The 17971-nt window shown below is 69.8% G+C and carries 14 protein-coding genes; 9 read left to right on the forward strand and 5 right to left on the reverse strand.

Annotated elements, in window-relative coordinates; genetic code table 11:
* Positions 1-4 precede the first annotated feature (4 nt).
* Together QHF83_RS39200 and QHF83_RS39205 are read right to left on the reverse strand one after the other, a co-directional pair.
* Positions 5-622, reverse strand: a complete 618-nt coding sequence (locus QHF83_RS39200) for a DUF924 family protein (protein ID WP_282423189.1) — start codon at positions 620-622, stop codon at positions 5-7.
* Positions 619-4689: a transglutaminase domain-containing protein gene (locus QHF83_RS39205; RefSeq protein ID WP_282423190.1), complete on the reverse strand. Its 4071-nt coding sequence runs from the start codon at positions 4687-4689 to the stop codon at positions 619-621. Before QHF83_RS39205 ends, QHF83_RS39200 begins: the two co-directional genes overlap by 4 nt.
* Before the next feature lie 94 nt (positions 4690-4783).
* Here QHF83_RS39205 and QHF83_RS39210 point away from each other — a divergent pair, with 94 nt between their 5' ends.
* The 3 genes from QHF83_RS39210 to QHF83_RS39220 all read left to right on the forward strand — a co-directional run bounded on the left by QHF83_RS39210 (position 4784) and on the right by QHF83_RS39220 (position 7813).
* Positions 4784-5269, forward strand: coding sequence for a hypothetical protein (locus QHF83_RS39210; RefSeq protein WP_282423191.1), 486 nt, complete (start codon positions 4784-4786; stop codon positions 5267-5269).
* Between the two features lie 179 nt (positions 5270-5448).
* Positions 5449-5871, forward strand: a complete 423-nt coding sequence (locus tag QHF83_RS39215) for a hemerythrin domain-containing protein (protein WP_282423192.1) — start codon at positions 5449-5451, stop codon at positions 5869-5871.
* A 52-nt stretch (positions 5872-5923) separates the two neighbouring features.
* Positions 5924-7813 (forward strand): serine/threonine-protein kinase, encoded by a 1890-nt coding sequence (locus tag QHF83_RS39220; protein ID WP_282423193.1) that lies wholly within the window; start codon positions 5924-5926, stop codon positions 7811-7813.
* A gap of 99 nt (positions 7814-7912) precedes the next feature.
* Here the strand turns inward: QHF83_RS39220 and dnaK are convergent, their stop codons facing one another.
* The gene (gene dnaK, locus QHF83_RS39225; protein ID WP_282423194.1) at positions 7913-9817 is read right to left on the reverse strand and encodes a molecular chaperone DnaK; all 1905 of its coding nucleotides are present in this window, start codon (positions 9815-9817) and stop codon (positions 7913-7915) included.
* Positions 9818-10151: 334 nt separating this feature from the next.
* Here dnaK and rpmE point away from each other — a divergent pair, with 334 nt between their 5' ends.
* From rpmE to QHF83_RS39255, 6 genes are all read left to right on the forward strand, one after another.
* The gene (gene rpmE, locus QHF83_RS39230; protein WP_136927255.1) at positions 10152-10364 is read left to right on the forward strand and encodes a 50S ribosomal protein L31; all 213 of its coding nucleotides are present in this window, start codon (positions 10152-10154) and stop codon (positions 10362-10364) included.
* Between the two features lie 102 nt (positions 10365-10466).
* Positions 10467-11585: a DUF1385 domain-containing protein gene (locus tag QHF83_RS39235; protein WP_282423195.1), complete on the forward strand. Its 1119-nt coding sequence runs from the start codon at positions 10467-10469 to the stop codon at positions 11583-11585.
* Between the two features lie 15 nt (positions 11586-11600).
* Complete coding sequence (gene prfA, locus QHF83_RS39240; RefSeq protein WP_282423196.1) at positions 11601-12692, forward strand: peptide chain release factor 1; 1092 nt, start codon at positions 11601-11603, stop codon at positions 12690-12692.
* Positions 12689-13282: a hypothetical protein gene (locus QHF83_RS39245; protein ID WP_282423197.1), complete on the forward strand. Its 594-nt coding sequence runs from the start codon at positions 12689-12691 to the stop codon at positions 13280-13282. The genes prfA and QHF83_RS39245 overlap by 4 nt, the downstream gene beginning before the upstream one ends.
* Positions 13283-13312: 30 nt before the next feature.
* Positions 13313-13651, forward strand: coding sequence for a histidine triad nucleotide-binding protein (locus QHF83_RS39250; RefSeq protein WP_282423198.1), 339 nt, complete (start codon positions 13313-13315; stop codon positions 13649-13651).
* Between the two features lie 17 nt (positions 13652-13668).
* Positions 13669-14151 carry an allene oxide cyclase family protein gene (locus QHF83_RS39255; RefSeq protein ID WP_282423199.1) on the forward strand — a complete coding sequence of 161 codons (483 nt, stop codon included), beginning with the start codon at positions 13669-13671 and terminating at the stop codon, positions 14149-14151.
* Between the two features lie 12 nt (positions 14152-14163).
* On the opposite strand, the gene QHF83_RS39260 is transcribed toward QHF83_RS39255, so the two are convergent.
* A complete protein-coding gene (locus QHF83_RS39260) occupies positions 14164-16200 on the reverse strand; it encodes an FAD-binding protein (protein ID WP_282423200.1) in 2037 nt (678 codons plus the stop codon).
* Positions 16197-17971 (reverse strand): class I SAM-dependent methyltransferase (locus tag QHF83_RS39265; protein ID WP_282423201.1); only part of this gene is annotated, 1775 nt, incomplete at its 5' end. The genes QHF83_RS39265 and QHF83_RS39260, both read right to left, overlap by 4 nt.

Below are 17971 nucleotides of genomic sequence, written 5' to 3' on the forward strand. Positions count from 1 at the left end.
GGGCTCAAAACGAAGAGAAGGGCTCCTTCAAGAACGCGATCTCCTCGTCGGTCGAGGCGCGCCCGAGGATCACGTTGCGGTGCGGGAAGCGGCCGAAGCGCAGGATGATGTCGCGATGGCGCACGGCGTAATCGAAGTACGCCGCGAAGGCGCCCCGCGCCTCCCCGGTCACGACGTCGAGGAGCGCTCCGAACCGCGCGACCGCGAGTTCCTGCACGGCGAGGTCCTCGGCGTGCTCGAGCGGCAAGTACACGAAGAGCCGCTCGACGGGCCGGAGCCGGAGATCCTCGTCCGCCGCGATCATCGCCCGCGCCGTGGCGAGCGCGATGGGATCGCCCTCGAACGCGCGCGGCGTGCCGCGAAAGATGTTCCGGGGGAACTGATCACAGAGCACGAGGAGCGCGAGCCGACCGCGCTGCGTCTCCCCCCACGAAGCGAGTTCACCGCGCAGGGCGCGCTCGACGAGATCGCCGAACGTCTCGCGCAGGAATCGATCCGTCGCGTCACTCCGAACGAACCAGAGCGCGTGCTGTCGCTTCACGATCGTGGCGTCGTCCGCGTCCGGGCCGAACCACGCCGCGAGGACGTTCGAGATCTCGTCCGCGCCCCCCTCGTGGCTCATCGCGACGCTTTCTCCGCGGTCTTTTGCGGCGCCGTCTTGCTCGGGTCTCCAGGCACGAGCCGCACGAGCCGGTGCATGAGCCCATCGACCCGCTGCAGCCACGCGCGCCACTTCGTGTACTTGTCGACCGGAATCGTCGACAGATCGAACACGAGCGTGCGCTTCACGACGACCGCGCCGCCCTCGCCCGGAGAAAACTCGATCTTCGCGCGGCCGAACTCACCGCCGGCCTCCTCGCCGCCCGGCGGAAGCTCCGCGAAGACGTAGCCCTCGGGCGGCACGATCGTGATCGCGCGCGTCTCGTGCCTCGGCGCGAGGAACGGCGGGAGCACGACCGGCAGCGTGCGCGACGAGAGCGGCGCGAGCTGCGACGTGAGCGTCGCCGTGTCGCTCACCGGCACCACGAGCTCGTTGCCTTCACGCCGCGCGATGCCCTGGCTCGTCGCCTCGTACGAGAGCTTTGCCGCGCCGCCGGGCAACGCGCCGTCGAAGCCGACCTCGCCCTTGAGCTCCACGCCGGGCACCCACTTGCCCGTGAGGTACGTCTCGGCCCATTGCTTGCGCGCGTCGGGCTCGACGAGGTTCGTGCGCGCCTCGAAGGCCGCGTCGCCGACGTGCCGCTCGTTCGCGGTGAGCTTGCCGCGGCCCTGGACGTCGAGCTCGATCCGCCACTCGGCGTCGATGCCGTGATCGTCGGGCGAGCTCGCGGGCGTCTCGATCATCTTCGCGGGGCCGTCGTCGATGAAGAACGCGAGCGTGCGCGCATCCATCGCCGGCAGCGGGCCGAGGCGGCTCTGCGGGCTCGTCGCGTCGAGCCACATCGCCGGCGCGCCGTCCTTCGCGGGCAGGTACGCGATGCCGTGATCGAACATCGGCACCGCGACCTTTTCGCTGCGCAGGAGCATCGACTGCCCCGTGTAACGCGTCTGCACGAGGACCTCGGTCGCCTCGATGCCGATCGCCTTGAGCAGCGTGATGAGCAGCATGGCCTTGTCGTCGCAGTCGCCTTGCTTTCTCGCGAGCGAGATCTGCGGTCGGTTCGGCAGCCAGGCCTCGCCCGAGACGTAGTTCACGTACCGGATCGAGTCGGCGACGTAGTCGAAGACCGCGCGAATCTTCTCGTCGCGCGTCTTCTTTCCCTTCGTGAGCTCGGCCGCGAGCTCCTTGATGCGCTCGTCGGGCGTGGAAAAACCCTCGACCGCGCTCTTGTACCAGTTGCGGAAATCACCCCAGCCCGCGAACGTCGAGCCCACGACGACGGGCACCGTCTCCGCGATCGGCGGCGCGAGCGGCTCGTCACGCACGTTCGTCGGGTTGTCCCACACGAACCGCTGGATCAGGCGATCTCCGACGGTCTTCGTCTCCGATCGATCAGCCTTGCCGTTGATCACGTCGACGGCGAGCGGCGAGGCCGCGGGCGAGTCCACGACGACCTCGTTGAACAGGATCGGCCGCGTATCCATCGAGCCGACGTAGTCGATGAAGTAGAACGGCGCGTCGCCGCGGCGGCCCACGGGATCACGCGTCCACGAGCGCACCGCGATCTCCACGACGTCGCCCGACGAGAGCTTCGGCCAGCGCACGAACGCGCCGCGCCCGCCGCCGCCTTGCTCCTCGGGCAGCGCGATCGAGCCGTCCTTCCTGTGCACGCGCGCGAAGAGCAGCTCCGTGCGATCGCCCTCGGCCGGGATGTCCGGCTCGAAGAGGTCCATCTCCGTGCGCGGCTCGACCACGATCTCCCGCGCGTAATGCATGAGCTGCGAGACGCGTCGATCCGGGTGGTACGTCACGACGCGCGTCCAGTGGAGCTGCCGATCGAAGACCTCGCCCTTCTTCGCCGGGTTCGCCTTGGCCCGCGCGAGGAAGACGCTCGGCTGCACGATCGCCTGCTCGTCGGGCATCGCCGTCTTGCCCTGCGGCATGCGCGTGCGGAGCGCGATCTCCGCCTTGCGTTGCTGATCCGTGGGCTCGAGCGCGAGCGCGCGCGCGAGCGCCTCGGTCACGCGCTCCGCCGGCTCCGACGGCGGTTTGCCTTGCCGCACCTCGTCCGCGAGCACCGCCTTGCGCGCGGCCGCGAGCCCGTCGAACGCCGACGCCTTGTTCGGCGAGAGCAAGGTCGCCACGTAAAACACCTCGCGCGCCCACGCGTTCCGGCCCGCGTCGAGGAGCTGCCGCCCGATCGCCACGAGCTCGTCGGCCGATCGCTGATGCGCGAGGCTCTCGGCCGCGGCGCGCTCGAGCTCCGCGCCGCCCTGCACCCGGAACGCCGACACGTAACGGCTGTCGCGCGCGCCCGCGCGTTGCTCCACGAGCTTGCGCGCCGCGACGAGCGCCGTCTGCGGATCGGCGCGCGTCACCGAGGAGAGCTCGGCCCACACGGCCGTCGGCGCGCGCCCGCGCTCCTCGCCCGTCATCGCCATGAGCTCGTCGCGATGCGCCCGGTACGCGCCCTGCGCGCCCATCTGCGAGCGCCCCGCGATCTTGAGCAGGCGCGCTTCAAGGTCCGTCGCGGTCGCGAGCGGCGCCTCGCGGACGCGCGCGATCGCCCAGTCGGGATAACGCGCCGCGAGCGACGACTCGAAGAGCCGCCGCTGCGCGAACGCCGCCGTCGCCTCGTCGTTCGCCGCCTTGCCGCGCTCGAACGCGAGGTTCAGCCGCTCGCTCCGCTCCGCGCCGAACGGCGAGACGTACCCCGCGAGCGCGAGCACGTCGGGCGACGTGTCCTTGCCACGGAGCGCCGCTTCGAGCAGCCCCGGCGCGCGCGGCGAACGTGCGTCCTCCGCGCCCCCGAGCGTCCGCAGGATCGCCGCCCGCAGCGCTGCATCCGGGCTCGGATTCGCACCCACGTCGAGGCCCACTTCGAGCTGCGTCTTGACCCGCGTGACACCCTTCGGCGGCTTGATCTCCGCCGCCACGCGCGCCTCCTTCGCCGGATCCGCCTTGCCCTGCTTTTTCTCCGCGGCCGCGGGCAGCACCACGCTCGTGATGTCCGACGACGACGACACGGTGACCGCCGCGCCCGCTTCATCCGTGAACCGCAAGCGCACGCGCCCCTCGTCCGAGGTCGCGCCCGAGCAGACCTTCACCGCGACGAGATGCGGCCCCGGCACAGGCTCGATCCGCGCGGCCAGCCGATCCAGCACGAGGCGCGGATGCACCTCCTCGCTCATCGCGACATCGGCGCCGTCCCAGAGCAGCCGCACCTTGCCCGTCGCCGCGACATGCACGAGCACGGGCTTCTGCGCCTTTCCCCCGGGCGGGTTCGGGAAGACGACCTTCGACGCGAGATACGTGCAGCTCTCGGCGCGCGGATGCACGTAGAGGTCGAGCGGAACGCCGCGCCACGTCGACGACTGCGGCAGGATGCGCCGCCACGCGACGTCGTACACGCCCCACGAGTACCGCGCCGACGTGTCGTTGAATTTCTGCCCCGGCGCCTCCGGGCCTTCCTTGTCGCGAATCCCTTCGCCCTTGTCCTGGAACGGACCGAGGATCGCAAAGGACCGCACGAGCCCACTCATGTCGGGCGCGACGTCGTACGAAATCGACTTCGAGGAAGCCCACGCAGGCCCCGCCGGGTTCGGCGTCAGCCATGCCGCGAGCGCCCGCGCATCCCCGGCGACCGGCGACTTCGTCGTGGCCACCGTGCGCAGCGCCCCGCGCACTTTTCCGAACGTCGCGCGCTCATCGAGCGTCGTCGCAACGAGCAGCCCCGCGAGCGCATCCGGCCCGCCCGCCGTCGCGCGCTGGATCCCGAGATCCACCATCGGATCCGGCTGCGCCGCCGTCCATCGTGAAGGCGCCTTCGGCAAGGACGCCTGCGCGCTCGAAGCTTTGTCCTGCTTGCCGCCGCCCTTGTCCTGGACGCCCTTGTCCTTGTCCTGGACGCCTGCAGCGGGCTTCTTCGTGGTCGCGGGATCGGCCTTTTTCCCGGGCGATTGCGCGAGCGCCGTGCCCGAGACGAGCCCCAGCGTGATCACCCACGCGATGCCCCTCTTCCACGACGCCCCGGCGCGCAGTCGTCGTGTTCCCTCGCCGATGGCCTGCGCGATCGAAGACCTTTCCATGGGTACCTCGATGCATAGCGCGGCCCGTCGGGGGGATCGAGCCCCTCGGCCCTGTTCTTGGCCCACCTCGACGCGCGTCTCTACCCTCCCGCGCATGCGCCGCGTCTCTCGTTTGATCGCTGCCCTCGCGCTCGCCTTGACCGCCTCGCTCGCGCCCGCTTCGAGCGCGTTCGCGCGTGGCAAGGCCACCGTGGAGTGGACCCGCGTCGACGCCCCGGAAGGAAAAGAAGGCGACCGGATCGCCCGCACCCTGCGCAACCTCCTCAAAGAGGCCAGCCGCAAGGCCGATTTCGGCAAATCCGGCAAGGTCGCGCTCCGCGCAAAGATCACCGAGTACGTCGTCGAGAAGAAGGGCGACGTCCTGCGCATCCGCTGCACCGTCGTCGGTCGTGTCGAGGGCGGGGCCAGCGCGAAGAGCCGCATCTCCTTCGGCGGTGACCCGAACGACCCGAAGGCCCTCGAGAAGCAAGTCCTCACGATGGTCGCGCACGGCGTCACGAGCCGCCTGGCCGCGATCGCCCGCTCTCGCGCCGAAGCCGAGGAAAAGAAGAAAAACGCGGCGCGTGAGGCCGAGGACTAGAAGAGCGCCGCGTTGTTCGGCGCTCTGCGAGATTGCGCAGCAAGCTCGCCTCTAGGGGGTGAATCGGCCGGGCTTCGCCTGGCCGAGAGGGGGGCGCGAGGCGTCCCCCTCGGGACCCGACGCGTTTCCGAATCGCCTCTCGACCCTCGCGGCAAATTGATTTAGTCCAGGGAGTCGACATGGAATACGACCGCATGCTCGCGACGCTCTTCGAGGAAGAGGACCGCGCGCGCGAGATGGCGAGCAAGCTGATGAAGGTCTCCCAGGAGTCGCGCGAGGCGGCCTCCGCGGAGCGTCAGAGCCTCGTCGCCTTCCTCAAGGGCCCGATGGAGCGGCACATGGCGTACGAGGAGCGCGCCGTCTTCCCGCAGCTCGACCGCCGCGGCCTCGGCGCCGAAGTGCAAGTCGCGCTGCGCCACCACGCGATGATCCGCGAGGACGCCGAGAAGCTCGACGCCGCGCGGCCCGGTGACGACGTGAGCCAGCTCATCTTCGACGTGGCGCGCCGCATGCTGCACCACACGAACTTCGAGGGAGATTACATCTACCCCGAGCTCACCTACGAAGCCTGGCGTGATCTCATGAAGGAGACCGCGGGGTGAACGCCGCGCTCTCGACATCTGCCCCGGGCGCCACGTACTCTGTGGGTTCCTGATGAGCCTCGAGGCAGGCCGCGTCCTCAGCACTCGCTACCGGCTGGTCCGACCCCTCGGGCAGGGCTCGCAAGGGGCCGTGTGGATCGCGGACCACCTCGCCCTCAACACGGAAGTCGCGGTCAAGCTCATCGACCCCGAGCTCGCCAAGCGCGAAGACGCGGTCGAGCGCTTCAAGCGCGAAGCCACCGCCGCCGCGCAGCTCCGCTCCGCGCACGTCGTCCAGATCCTCGATCACGGCATCGACGAAGGGCAACCCTTCATCGTGATGGAGCTGCTCGACGGCGAAGACCTCTTCGAGCGGCTCAACAAACGCGGTCGTCTCTCGCTGCGCGAGACGTCCAAGGTGATCACGCAGGTCTGCCGCGCCCTCGCGCGCGCGCACGCCGCGGGCATCGTGCACCGCGATCTCAAGCCCGAGAACGTCTTCCTCTGCAACAACGAGGACGACGAGGTCGTGAAGGTGCTCGACTTCGGCGTCGCGAAGGTGACCGACCCGGCGAAGGCCACCATGCAGCGCACCAACGTCGGTACGCTCATCGGCACGCCGCACTACATGAGCCCCGAGCAGGTCAAGGGCATCTCCGAGATCGATTCTCGCACCGATCTCTGGGCGATCGGCGTGATCGCCTACCAGTGCGTCGTCGGCGAGCTGCCCTTCGACAGCGAAGGCGTCGGCGATCTGCTCATCAAGATCTCGGTCTCCGAACCGCCCGTGCCCTCGAAGGTCTGGAAAGGCGTCCCGCCCCAGTTCGACACGTGGTTCGCGAAGGCCTGCGACAAGGATCCGAGCAAGCGCTTCCAGAGCGCGCGCGAGCTCGCCGAGGCCCTCGCCCGCGTGGTCGCCTCCGTGCCCGAAGCGATGCGCGGCGAGCTGCCGCCGCGGCCCGCGTCGATCCGTCCGCCGCCCGTCGCGCCCACGTCGTCGCCCGGCACGCCCGCGCCCACGACTGCAAAACCGAAGAGCGCGAAGGCCCCGGCGTTGCCCCCGCGCACCACCGCGTCCCCGGCAAAACCGCCCCCGCGCGTCGAGCGCGCGAAGACGGAGCTGCTCGATCCCTCCGACGTCGAGGTCCTCGCCGATACGACGACGCGCGGACCCGTCTCCGAGGACATCGACGACTTCGAGTTCGACTTCGACGACGAGCCGCCGGTCGTCGTCTCCACGGCGCCTCCCGTCGCCGTCATCGCGCAAGCGGCCGCCGTGGCGACGCCCGCGGCCGCGCCGAAGCTCGCGTCCGGCGTGCGCGCGCCGATGCCCTCGCCCGCCGCGACGCCGATGCCCGCCGCAGCGCCCGCGCAACGCGTGAGCGCGACGCCGCCGCTCTCCGCGAATCCGTTCCTCTCCGACCTCGGCGCGCCCGTCCTTCCCGCGGGCTTGCTCGACGCGTCGCCGCCTCGTCCCTCGGCCCCGGCCCCGGAGCCCGTGCAGGCGGCGATCCCGCGGCACCCGGCGCCGATCACGGCGCCCGGCGTGGACAGCGGCGATCGGATCTCCGCGCCCCCCGAGATCGACGGCTCGCGCCGCAAGCGCGTGCTCGCGTTCGTCGGCGTGGCGTTCGTCCTGGCCGCGGGCGGCATCGCGTACGTCGTGGTCCGGTCGAACATGTTGCCGCCCGGCCCGGTCCCGGCCGCGTCGGCGCCGCCTCCGCCCGAGTTCATCGAGCCGCCGACCGTGGTCGCCGTCCCCTCGCCCACGGCGAGCTTCGGCTCGCCAATCCCGACCACGAAAAAGACCACCGGCAGGCCGGGCCCGGCCACGAAGAAGACGACCCCCGCGAACACGTCGAAGACGACCCCGACGGCGACGGCCAAGCAGCCCGAACCTCCGCCCGACGACGGCACGATCGTCATCCCGGATCCGCCGAGCGAAGTCCCGCCCGCGGACTGAAACCGAAAAGGAAAAACCCCGCCACTGCTGGTCGCAGCGCGGGGTTTTTCGTTCAGGGACGCCCCAGCGTGTTTGCCGGGGCGTCCTCGCTTCTACGGATCAGGAGCCCTCTTCGAACTCCGCGTCGATGACGCCGTCCTTGCCCTTGCCACCGGCGGGCGGGGGCGGCGCGCCGCCGTTGCCGGGCGGCGGACCGGCCTGCGGACCGGCCTTCTCGTACATCACGCTCGCGATGCGGTGCATCTCCTTCTCGAGCTTCTCGAGCGAGGTCTGCACGGCCGCGTCGTCCTGCTTCTCGATCGCCTGGCGCGCCTCGGCCACGATGCCGTTCAGCGCGGACACGTCGCTCTCGGGCAGCTTGTCCTTGTTGTCGGCGACCGTCTTTTCGATCTGGTAGCAGAGGTTGTCGAGCTTGTTGCGCCGCTCGATCTCCTCGCGACGACGCTTGTCCTCGGCCTCGTGCTCGGAGGCCTCGCGGACCATGCGCTGGATCTCGTCCTCCTTGAGGCCGCCGGAGGCGGTGATCGTGATGCGCTGATCCTTGCCCGTCGCCATGTCCTTCGCGTGCACGCTGAGGATGCCGTTCGCGTCGATGTCGAACGTCACCTCGATCTTCGGCACGCCGCGCGGCGCCGGCATGATGCCTTCCAGGTGGAAGCGGCCCAGCGTGCGGTTGTACCGCGCCTCGGTGCGCTCGCCTTGCAGCACGTGCACCTCGACCGAGGGCTGGCTGTCGGTCGCGGTCGAGAACGTCTCCTTCTTCTGCGTCGGGATCGTCGTGTTGCGCGGGATCATCACCGTCATCACGCCGCCGAGCGTCTCGACGCCGAGCGAGAGCGGCGTGACGTCGAGCAGCACGAGATCCTTCACGTCGCCGGAGAGCACACCGGCCTGCACCGCGGCGCCGACGGCCACGACCTCGTCCGGGTTCACGCCCTTGTGCGGCTCTTTGCCGAAGAACTTCTTCACCGTCTCCTGCACGAGCGGGATACGCGTCGAGCCGCCGACGAGAACGACCTCGTCGATCTGCTGCGGCGTCTTCTTCGCGTCCGCGAGCGCCTTGCGCACGGGCTCCATCGTCCGCTCGATGAGCGGCCGGATCATCTGCTCGAGCTTCGCGCGGCTGAGCTGCTTCTGCAGGTGCTTCGGGCCCGACGCGTCGGCCGTGAGGAACGGCAGGTTGATCGTCGTCTCTTGCACGTTCGACAGCTCGATCTTCGCCTGCTCCGCGGCGTCCTTCAGGCGCTGCACGACCATCTTGTCGTTCGCGACGTCGATGCCCGTGTCCTTCTTGAACTCGGCGATCAGCCAATCCATCACGAGGTGGTCGACGTCGTCGCCGCCGAGGTGCGTGTCGCCGTTCGTCGAGATGACCTGCACGACGTTGTCGCCGACCTCGAGGATCGAGATGTCGAACGTGCCGCCGCCGAAGTCGTAGACCGCGATGACCTCGTCGTTCTTCTTGTCGAGACCGTACGCGAGGGCGGCCGCGGTCGGCTCGTTGACGATGCGCTTGACCTCGAGGCCGGCGATACGGCCGGCGTCCTTCGTCGCCTGGCGCTGCGAATCGTTGAAGTACGCGGGGACCGTGATGACCGCCTCGGTCACCTTCTCGCCGAGGTAGTCCTCCGCCGCCTTCTTCAGCTTCTGCAGGACCTTCGCCGAGACTTCCGGCGGCGAGTTCTGCTTGCCGCGGATCTCGATGATGGCGTCGCCGTTCTTGCCCTTCACGACCTTGTACGGGACGCGCTTGACCTCTTCGCTCACCTCTTCGAAGCGGCGGCCCATGAAGCGCTTGGCCGAGTAGATCGTGTTGAGGGGGTTCGTGACGGCTTGGCGCTTCGCGATCTGCCCGACGAGCACCTCGCCCTTGTCATCGAACGCGACGACCGACGGAGTGATCCGTGAGCCCTCCTCGTTGACGATGACCTTGGGCTCCTTGCCCTCCATCACCGCGACAACGCTGTTCGTCGTGCCGAGATCGATGCCGATGATCTTGCCCATGGAACCTTTTCCTCCGAGACGGTCGCGCACGTGATTCGGCGCATGCGAGGCAGAGCGGCCGGGGAGAGCCTGCCTGGGAAACGCTACGTAGTTGAGCCGGAAACCTCTGAAATCCTTCTTGTTTTCCGAGTCGCTCCGGCTTTGCGGGTCGCTTCGCGGTCGAAAGTAACCACACGCCCCCTCACGTCAACGGAAGCGCAGGCAGAACTCGGAAAAATCCATGCCCGGGCCCGGACGTCCTGGAAGAACCCGCCCGTCATGCTGACCGTCCCTTGCGATCTCCGGGAGGTGCGTGCTAAGAGGCTCGGCCCTTCTTCGGAGGAAGGACCGCGCCATGAAGCAAGGCATCCACCCCAATTACGTCATGTCGACGATCAACTGCGCCTGCGGCTCGGTCGTCGTCACCCGTTCGACCCGCGGCAGCTTCACCACCGACATCTGCTCCGCGTGCCACCCCTTCTACACGGGCAAGGCGAAGGTCATGGACGTCGCCGGCCGCGTCGACCGCTTCCGCAAGAAGTACGCGCAGACGCAAAAGGCGACCTGATCCCGCGCGGAATTTCCCATTCCGCCGGTCTCCCCCCGTGGGGCGCCCGCTCTGCGGGGGGGCGCCTCCCACTCGGGTACTTCCCGCGCTAGAGTCTTCCCGATGAGCCAGGAAGTCGCGCGCCCGTACATCGGCGGGCAAGCCGTGATCGAGGGGGTCATGATGAGATCCCCTCGCTCGCTCTCCATCGTTTGCCGCAGACGCTCGGGCGAGCTCGTGGTCCGTGAACGGGCCGCGCCCACGCTCGCGCAAGGTCCGCGCACCTGGCCGCTCGTGCGTGGCATCGTCACCGTCGTCGAGTCTCTCAAGCTCGGCTCGCAAGCCCTGCGCTGGTCGGCCGATCTCTACGAGCAGGACCTGGACGACGAGGACAAGCCGAAGTCGACGAAAAAGCCGCCGACCGCGAGCAACGTCCTCACGGCGCTCTCGCTGCCGATCCTTTCGCTCGTCACCTCGGGCGGAGAGGCGGCCCCGTCCACGGGGAGCAAGGGTGCGGGCGGGTTCGGGTTCATCTCGATCCTGTTCGCCGTGGGCCTGTTCGTCGCGGCGCCGCAGGCCGGCGCCGAGGGCATCAACAAGCTCTTCAAGCTCGGCCTCGACGTCGGCTCGCCGGGCTTCCAGGCGCTCACGGGCGCGGCGAAGCTCCTCATCGTCGTCGGCTACATGCTGCTCATCCGGCAGGTCGCCGAGATCCGCCGCGTGTTCCAGTACCACGGCGCCGAACACAAGGCGATTTCGACCTACGAGGCCCACGAGGAGCTCACGGTCGAGAACGCAGCCAAGAAGACCACGCTCCACGCGCGTTGCGGCACCACGTTCCTCGTGATGGTCGCGCTCGTGTCGATCCTCGTCTTCTCGGCCATCGGCGCGCTCCTGCCGACGATCCCCGGCGGACGGCTCGCGCAGAGCGTGGGCTTCTTCTTCATGAAGCTGCCCTTCCTGCCGTTCATCGCCGCCATCACCTACGAGCTGCAGCGCTTCTTCGCGCGCTTCTGCACCGTGGGCCCGCTGCAGGTCCTGCTCTGGCCGGGCTTCCTCGTCCAGAAGATCACGACCGCGGAGCCCGAGCCCGCGCAGCTCGAGGTGGCGCTCGCGTCGCTCCGCGCGACGCTCTGGCGCGAAGCCGCGGCCACGAGCGCGCCCGCCGAGGTGCCCGACCGCGTCTTCCCCGATTACGGCCGACTCCTCGCAGACCCGGGTTACGTCGGCGCGCGCGTCTGAACTCGGACCTACCCCATGTTGCCGATCGCGAAGCTCGAAGCCGTGGCGCGGCGCTTCCGGGAGCTCGAGCACCTGCTCTGCTCGCCCGAGGTGCTCGCCGATCACGCGAAGCTGCAGAAGCTCAACAAGGAGCGCACGGACCTCGAGCCCGTCGTGGCGCAGTTCGCGCGCCTCAACGACATCGAGCGTCGCATCGCGGAGGACCGCGAGGTGCTCGCCGATCCCGAGCTCGGCGAGCTCGCGCGCGCGGAGCTGCCCGAGCTCGAAGCCGAGCGCGAGGCGATCGCGAACGACCTCGAGCTCTTGCTCCTGCCGAAAGATCCGAACGACGCGAAGAACACGATCGTCGAGATCCGAAGCGGTGAGGGCGGCGAGGAGGCGGCGCTCTTCGCGGCCGACGTCTTCCGCATGATCGTCCGGTACGGCGAGACGAAGCGCTGGAAGGTCGAGATCCTCAGCGTGAGCGAGGCTTCGGCGGGCGGGTACAAAGAGGTCATCGCGCTCGTCACGGGCCAGGACGTCTACTCGCACCTCCGTTACGAGGGCGGCGTGCACCGCGTGCAGCGCGTGCCCGCGACCGAAGCGCAGGGCCGGATCCACACGTCGACCGCGACCGTCGCCGTGCTGCCCGAGGCCGACGACGTCGACGTGCAGATCGACGACAAGGACCTCGACATCTCGATCGCGGCCTCCGGCGGCCCCGGCGGGCAGGGCGTGAACACGACGAACAGCGCCGTGCAGATCCGCCACATCCCGACGGGCATCATCGTGAAGTGCCAGGACGAGCGTTCGCAGCTCAAGAACAAGGCGAAGGCGCTCAAGGTGCTGAAGAGCCGCCTGCTCGACATCGAGCGCAAGCGGCAAGAAGACGCGCTCAGCGCCGAGCGGCGCACGATGGTCGGTTCGGCCGACCGATCGATGAAGATCCGCACCTACAACTACCCGCAGAACCGCGTCACCGATCACCGCATCGGCCTCACGCTGCACAAGCTCGACCGCATCATGGACGGTGACCTCGACGAGCTCATCGCCGCGCTGCGCACGCATCGCCAGGCCGAGCTCCTGAAGAAGGGCGGCGCGGAGGATCGCCCCGCCGAGATCGAATGATCACGCGGCCCGACCTCGAGGCGCTGCTCGTCGCGCTCGTGCTCGTCCCGGGGACGTACTCGCGCAACCGCTTCTTTTCGCTCTTCGCCGACCCCGAGGCGGCCCGCGTCCGCCGCCGCGCCAAGCTCCTCCGCAGCGTCATCGTCGAGGTCACGCAGAGCGACCCCGCCCGCCGCGGGCACATCGTCGCGATCGACGAACAGAAGGACGGCGGCGCGACGTTCACGTACGTCGTCCCCTCGCTGAACCTGCGCCGCACGACGACGCTCTCCGAGCTCGAGCTCTCGATCGTGCGTTACGCGCTGGCGCACCGCGCGGGCTCGATCGCGCCGGCGACGCCGCCGGACGAGAAGGCGTTCGCGCCGCTCGGCGAGGACGATCCGGTGCGGGCGCGCATCGAGGACACACTGCGCAAGCTCGCGCCGGACCTCGCCGCGCTCACGTCGAGCGGCCCGCTCGCCGCGGACGAGGCCTGTGACCTCGACGAACCGTGTGATCCGGACGAACGTGACGAGCTCACGGAAGCCTGTGCGCCTTCCCCCGCGGCGTCCGGTCTTTCTTCTTTACCCGAGGGGGCGACCGAGCGATAACGCGAGCCTCGTGCATCCGGGGAGGACGAGATGTGCATCTTCTGCAAGATCGCGAAGAAAGAGATCCCGGCGAAGCTCGTGCTCGAGGACGATGACCTCGTGGCGTTCCACGACACCAATCCTCAGGCGCCGATCCACGTCCTCGTGATCCCCAAGCAGCACATCACGGGGATCGGCGAGGTGACCGACGAACACGTCACGGTGCTCGGCAAGCTGCTCGTCGCGGCGCGTCGCGTGGCCGAGGACGCGGGGCTTTTGCCATCGGGTTTCCGCGTGGTCGTCAATCACGGCCAGCACGCAGGACAGACCGTGCACCACCTCCACGTGCACGTGCTCGGAGGACGGCCGCTCGCGTGGCCGCCGGGCTGATCGAGGCGAGGAACACGATGCGGAACGCTGTCTTGATGGGGTGCGTGGTCGCGTCGATCGCGCTCGTGGGCTGCGGCGACGAGAGCAACGGCGCGCCGGCGGCGGATTACGTCAGAAAGACGATCGAGCTCGTCGAGCACGCCGACAACGAGACGATCACGCACACGGACGCGGCGATGATGGATTCGGTCGGCGACATCCTCACGTTCGCGAACCCCGTGTTCGACAAGGCGAATGCGAACCAGGTCGCGACGGACCAGGGGTATTGCATCCGCACCGAGGTCGGGAAGTCCTGGGAATGCGAGTGGACGATGTTCCTCGCCGAAGGCCAGATCTCGGTCGCCGGGCCTTTCTTCGACACGGAGGAGTCCAAGCTCGCGATCACCGGCGGCACGGGCGCCTACGCGCAGGCGAGCGGCGAGATGTACCTCGGCTTCCGGGACGTGGCGCCGCCGAAGGTCGAATACGATTTCGTGTACCACGTGATCGTCCCGTATTGAGGGACGTTCCCGTCAATCGACGCGCGAGGCCGCCGCGGCCATTCGGTCGATCCAGGCCGCCTCGGTCGCGCCGAGCGGCGGATTGCGTTCGAGGCGCGCTTCGAGGGGGCGCGGGCGGGTGAGCGGATCCTTCGAATGCGCTCGCAAATGCGCCGAGCGGATCACGCCGGCGCGGCCGTTCATGCCGAAGAAGAGCGCGAAGAGGTCGGGGCCGACGGCGCGGCGCGGCGAGGGGCGCACCTCGAATTCGGCGCCGGAGCGGAGGCGCGCGGTGAAGCCGGCGACGAGGTGATCGGCCGGGTCGAGCCACGGATCGGGCGCGCCGGGGGCGCCACGCGAGAGCCAAGCATCGACGGTCGTCGAAGAGAGGTCGGGCGCGCCGCTGCCGAGTCCAAGCGTGAGGCCCGAACGGGCCAGAAAGGTCTCCACCTCGGCGAGCGTGGCCTCGCCGCTCGCGTGCACGAGGAGCGAGGCGCGGTCGAGCGTGAGGCTTTGAGGCGGCGGCGGGACGGGGCGGCGCTCGGGTGGGTCGCGCGGCAGGAGGTTGCCGGGGTTCATGATGCCGCGCGGGTCGAGGACGTGGCGCAGGGCGTGCACGACGTCGATGCCGCGCCCGAGCTCGGCCCCGAGCCGCGGCGCCTTGCTGCGGCCCACGCCGTGGTGATGCGAGAGCGTGCCGCCCGCGCCGATGGCCGCGTCGAGCGCGGTGCGCCAGGTCCAATCGTAGACGGACTCCATCGCGGCGGGCGTGGGCGCGCTGCCGGCGAACGTGAAATAGATGCTGCAGCCGTCCGGATAGGCGTGCGAGAGGTGCGCCATGACGAACACGTTCTTGCCGAGCGCCTCGCGCACCGCGCGGTAAAGCTCGCCGAGGCGCGACCACGGGGCCGCGACCTCCATCGTGTCGCTGAAGGCGCCCGCCATGAAGACCGGCGATTGCCGATAACTCACGCTGTACCGATGCGAGAGCCAATGCCGCGCCGGCGCTTCGCCGAGGTCACGCGCGCCGCTCGAGAGCGCGATCTGCTTCGCCCGGGCGAGATCCGCCTCGCTATGCGCGGCCTGCCCCTCGAAGACCAGGATCAACGTGGCCCCGCCGAGCCAATCCGACGGCGCCGCATCGACGATTCGATTGAGCACGCCCGGACGGCGCAGGATCCGCCGCAGGACGGCCGCGCCAAACCCGGCGCCTTCGCCTCGCTCTTCGAGCGTCTTTTTCGGCCCAGAATGCTTGCGCCGGCGCACCGAGCCGAGCCGTGCGATGAATGAATCGAACACGTCGTAGAGGCGCGCGACCGCGGGGCGGATCCCGCTCTGGAACATCTGCCGCATCGCCTCCCAGCCGGCCTCGACCGTGGGGAACGAGAAGGCGCCGAACGCGCGCGCCGCGGGCGCCGGGTGGAGCCTGAGCCGCGCGGAGGTGACCACGCCGAGCACGCCCTCGCTGCCGATGATCAGCGGCGTCGCGTCGGGCCCGTGGAGGCGGCGATCGAATCGGACGATCTCGCCGTCGCCGACCACGCATTCGAGCGAGGCGACCATGTCCTCGATCTTGCCGTAAAGCCCGGAGCATTGCCCCGCGCTGCGGGCGGCGACCCAGCCACCGACGGTCGAGCAGAGAATGGACGAAGGAAAATGCCCGAGCGTATGGCCCGCGGCATTGAGATCCTCTTCCAGCCGGATCCCCAGCGCGCCGGCCTCGACGTCGAGCACGCCCGCCTCCGCGTCGAGCCGACGGACGCGGTCGAGTCGCTTCAGGTCGAGGACGACCGTGCGTTCGTCCGGTAAAACACCGCCGCAGACGCCCGAGCCCGCGCCGAACGGGACGAGCGGGATGCCCTCCCTCGCGCAAAAGCGGACGACGGAGGCGACGTCCTCCGTGTTGTTCGGCCAGACGACCACGCCGGGCCGGTGATCGGCGATGCGGCCGTCGGAGACGGCGAGGTGGTGGCGTGGCCAGAGGTCGCGCGCGTATGCGATTCGATCGACCGGCGAGGCCGAGACCGTGAGGTTCGGCAGGGCCTGACCGAGCGCCGCTTCGAGGTTCACTTGCGCTCGGCCACGATGACGAGCCGCGGAGACTCCGAGCCGAAGAAGACGCCCGGATGCGCGGGGTGGCCGGTGACCTCGACGACCTTGAAATCGGCGTCGTGCATCATCTTGCCGATCTCGTGCAAGGCGTAGAGGCGGATCGAATAATCGATTTCACGCGAGCGGCCGTCGTCGAACATGGCCGTGCGCTTGACCTTGAGGCGGCTCGTGAAGAAATCGACCTGCATCTCATCCATGCACACGCAGCCGTCGCCCTCGAACCAGACGAGGCTCGGCTGGCGAGGGGCCACGTAATCACGGTTGATGATGTCGAGCACGAGGATGCCGCCGATGCGCAAGGCGCGGTGCATGCGGCGCAGGACGTCGAGGTTCTTCTCGTCGTCGAAATAGCCGAAGCTCGTCGACCAGCAATACAGGCCGTCGAAGACCTGGTCGAACGCCATCTCCCGCATGTCGCCCTGCAGGAAATTGAGCTTTTGTGCGCGGCCCTGCGCCTCGTCGGCCGCGAGCGCGAGCATGTTGAGCGAGAGGTCGTAGCCGACGACGCCATACCCGCGGCTCGCGAGCTCGACGGCGTGCTGGCCCGTGCCGCAGGCGAGGTCGAGGATCGTCGCGCCTTTCTCCAGGCCGAGGCACTGCTCGATGAAATCGGCCTCGCGACGGATCACCTTGGCCTCGGTGCGATCCATCGTGCGGATCATGTCGTCGTCGAAGAGGTCCTCCCACCAGGGGCGCTGCCTTCGGCGGCTCGGCTCGGGCAGGCTGGGCGGCTTGGAAGCCGCAGCCGCAGGCGGCGGGGTCGCCTGCGCGGCCGGCGGCGGAGGCGGGCCCTTGGGCGGCGGGAGCGAGGTCGACGTGGTCGGCACGACGCCCGGATCGGGGACCGTCGGCGCCTGACGCCTCGGCGGCGGAGGCGGCGGCGGCGGCTTCTTGGGGCCGGACGTCTGCTGCGCGTCCGCCGTGGAGGCCTTCCGCTCGCCCTCCGAGACACGCTCGGGCTCGATCTCCTCGAACGCATCGACCTCGTCCGCCCTGGCCTCCTCGGCGACGGCGGAGACGAGGTCCTCGTCCGCCTCCTCCTCGGCCACCTCGACCACGAGCTCGGGCGCCGATTCGAGCTGCTTCGCGCGCGGGGCCGCCTCGAGCTTCTCGATCGGCGTGACCGGCGTGTCCATCGCAGGGCGAGGCGGGGCCGCGGGCGGCGGCGCGAACGCCACGGTCTGCGCCTGCTCGGACGCGAACTGCGCGGTGATGGCTGCGACCTCGGGCGGGCGCGGCGTCCAGCCCTCCTCGACGAGCTCCTCCCCGGGGAGCTTGGCCGGCGGGACCCACGAGCCCCGCGGCTTCGACGTCGTCGCCTCGGCCGCGGACATCGCGGGCGGCGGCTCCGAATAGACCTTGACGGGCGGCAGATCGTCGCCGACCGAGAGGATCCGCATCGGCTGGATGACCGCGTCGTCGCTCGCGTCCGGCGAAGCGGGGAGCGGCTCGGGCGGCGGCGCGGCTTCGGCCACGGGCTCTGGCGCCGGCGTCGCCGTGTCGTCCGGCAGGGCGATCTGCCCCTCGGACGCGGGCATCGAGTCGTCTTCGGTCCTCACCGCGCGGCGCGAGCGACGGCGCGGCAGCGGCGGGGGCGCGGCGCCGCGCTCCGGCTCCGCGGCGGCAGCGGCCGGCGTCTCCGTGGGCGCCTCGATCTGAGGCACCGGGGGCGCGGGCGGCACCTCGGGCACGGGGGCCGCGACGGGCGGGTTCGACGCGCGGGGCGGCG

Source organism: Polyangium sp. 15x6 (assembly GCF_029960785.1).
Classification (GTDB): domain Bacteria; phylum Myxococcota_A; class Polyangia; order Polyangiales; family Polyangiaceae; genus Polyangium.

Bases quoted from the DNA above. Each gene is read 5' to 3' on its own strand.
- rpmE (WP_136927255.1), top strand. From the start codon at position 10,152: ATGAAGCAAGGCATCCACCCCAATTACGTCATGTCGACGATCAACTGC.
- QHF83_RS39215 (WP_282423192.1), top strand. From the start codon at position 5,449: ATGGAATACGACCGCATGCTCGCGACGCTCTTCGAGGAAGAGGACCGC.
- QHF83_RS39210 (WP_282423191.1), top strand. From the start codon at position 4,784: ATGCGCCGCGTCTCTCGTTTGATCGCTGCCCTCGCGCTCGCCTTGACC.
- QHF83_RS39255 (WP_282423199.1), top strand. From the start codon at position 13,669: ATGCGGAACGCTGTCTTGATGGGGTGCGTGGTCGCGTCGATCGCGCTC.
- prfA (WP_282423196.1), top strand. From the start codon at position 11,601: ATGTTGCCGATCGCGAAGCTCGAAGCCGTGGCGCGGCGCTTCCGGGAG.
- QHF83_RS39220 (WP_282423193.1), top strand. From the start codon at position 5,924: ATGAGCCTCGAGGCAGGCCGCGTCCTCAGCACTCGCTACCGGCTGGTC.
- QHF83_RS39245 (WP_282423197.1), top strand. From the start codon at position 12,689: ATGATCACGCGGCCCGACCTCGAGGCGCTGCTCGTCGCGCTCGTGCTC.
- QHF83_RS39250 (WP_282423198.1), top strand. From the start codon at position 13,313: ATGTGCATCTTCTGCAAGATCGCGAAGAAAGAGATCCCGGCGAAGCTC.
- QHF83_RS39205 (WP_282423190.1), bottom strand. From the start codon at position 4,689: ATGGAAAGGTCTTCGATCGCGCAGGCCATCGGCGAGGGAACACGACGA.
- QHF83_RS39200 (WP_282423189.1), bottom strand. From the start codon at position 622: ATGAGCCACGAGGGGGGCGCGGACGAGATCTCGAACGTCCTCGCGGCG.
- QHF83_RS39235 (WP_282423195.1), top strand. From the start codon at position 10,467: ATGAGCCAGGAAGTCGCGCGCCCGTACATCGGCGGGCAAGCCGTGATC.
- dnaK (WP_282423194.1), bottom strand. From the start codon at position 9,817: ATGGGCAAGATCATCGGCATCGATCTCGGCACGACGAACAGCGTTGTC.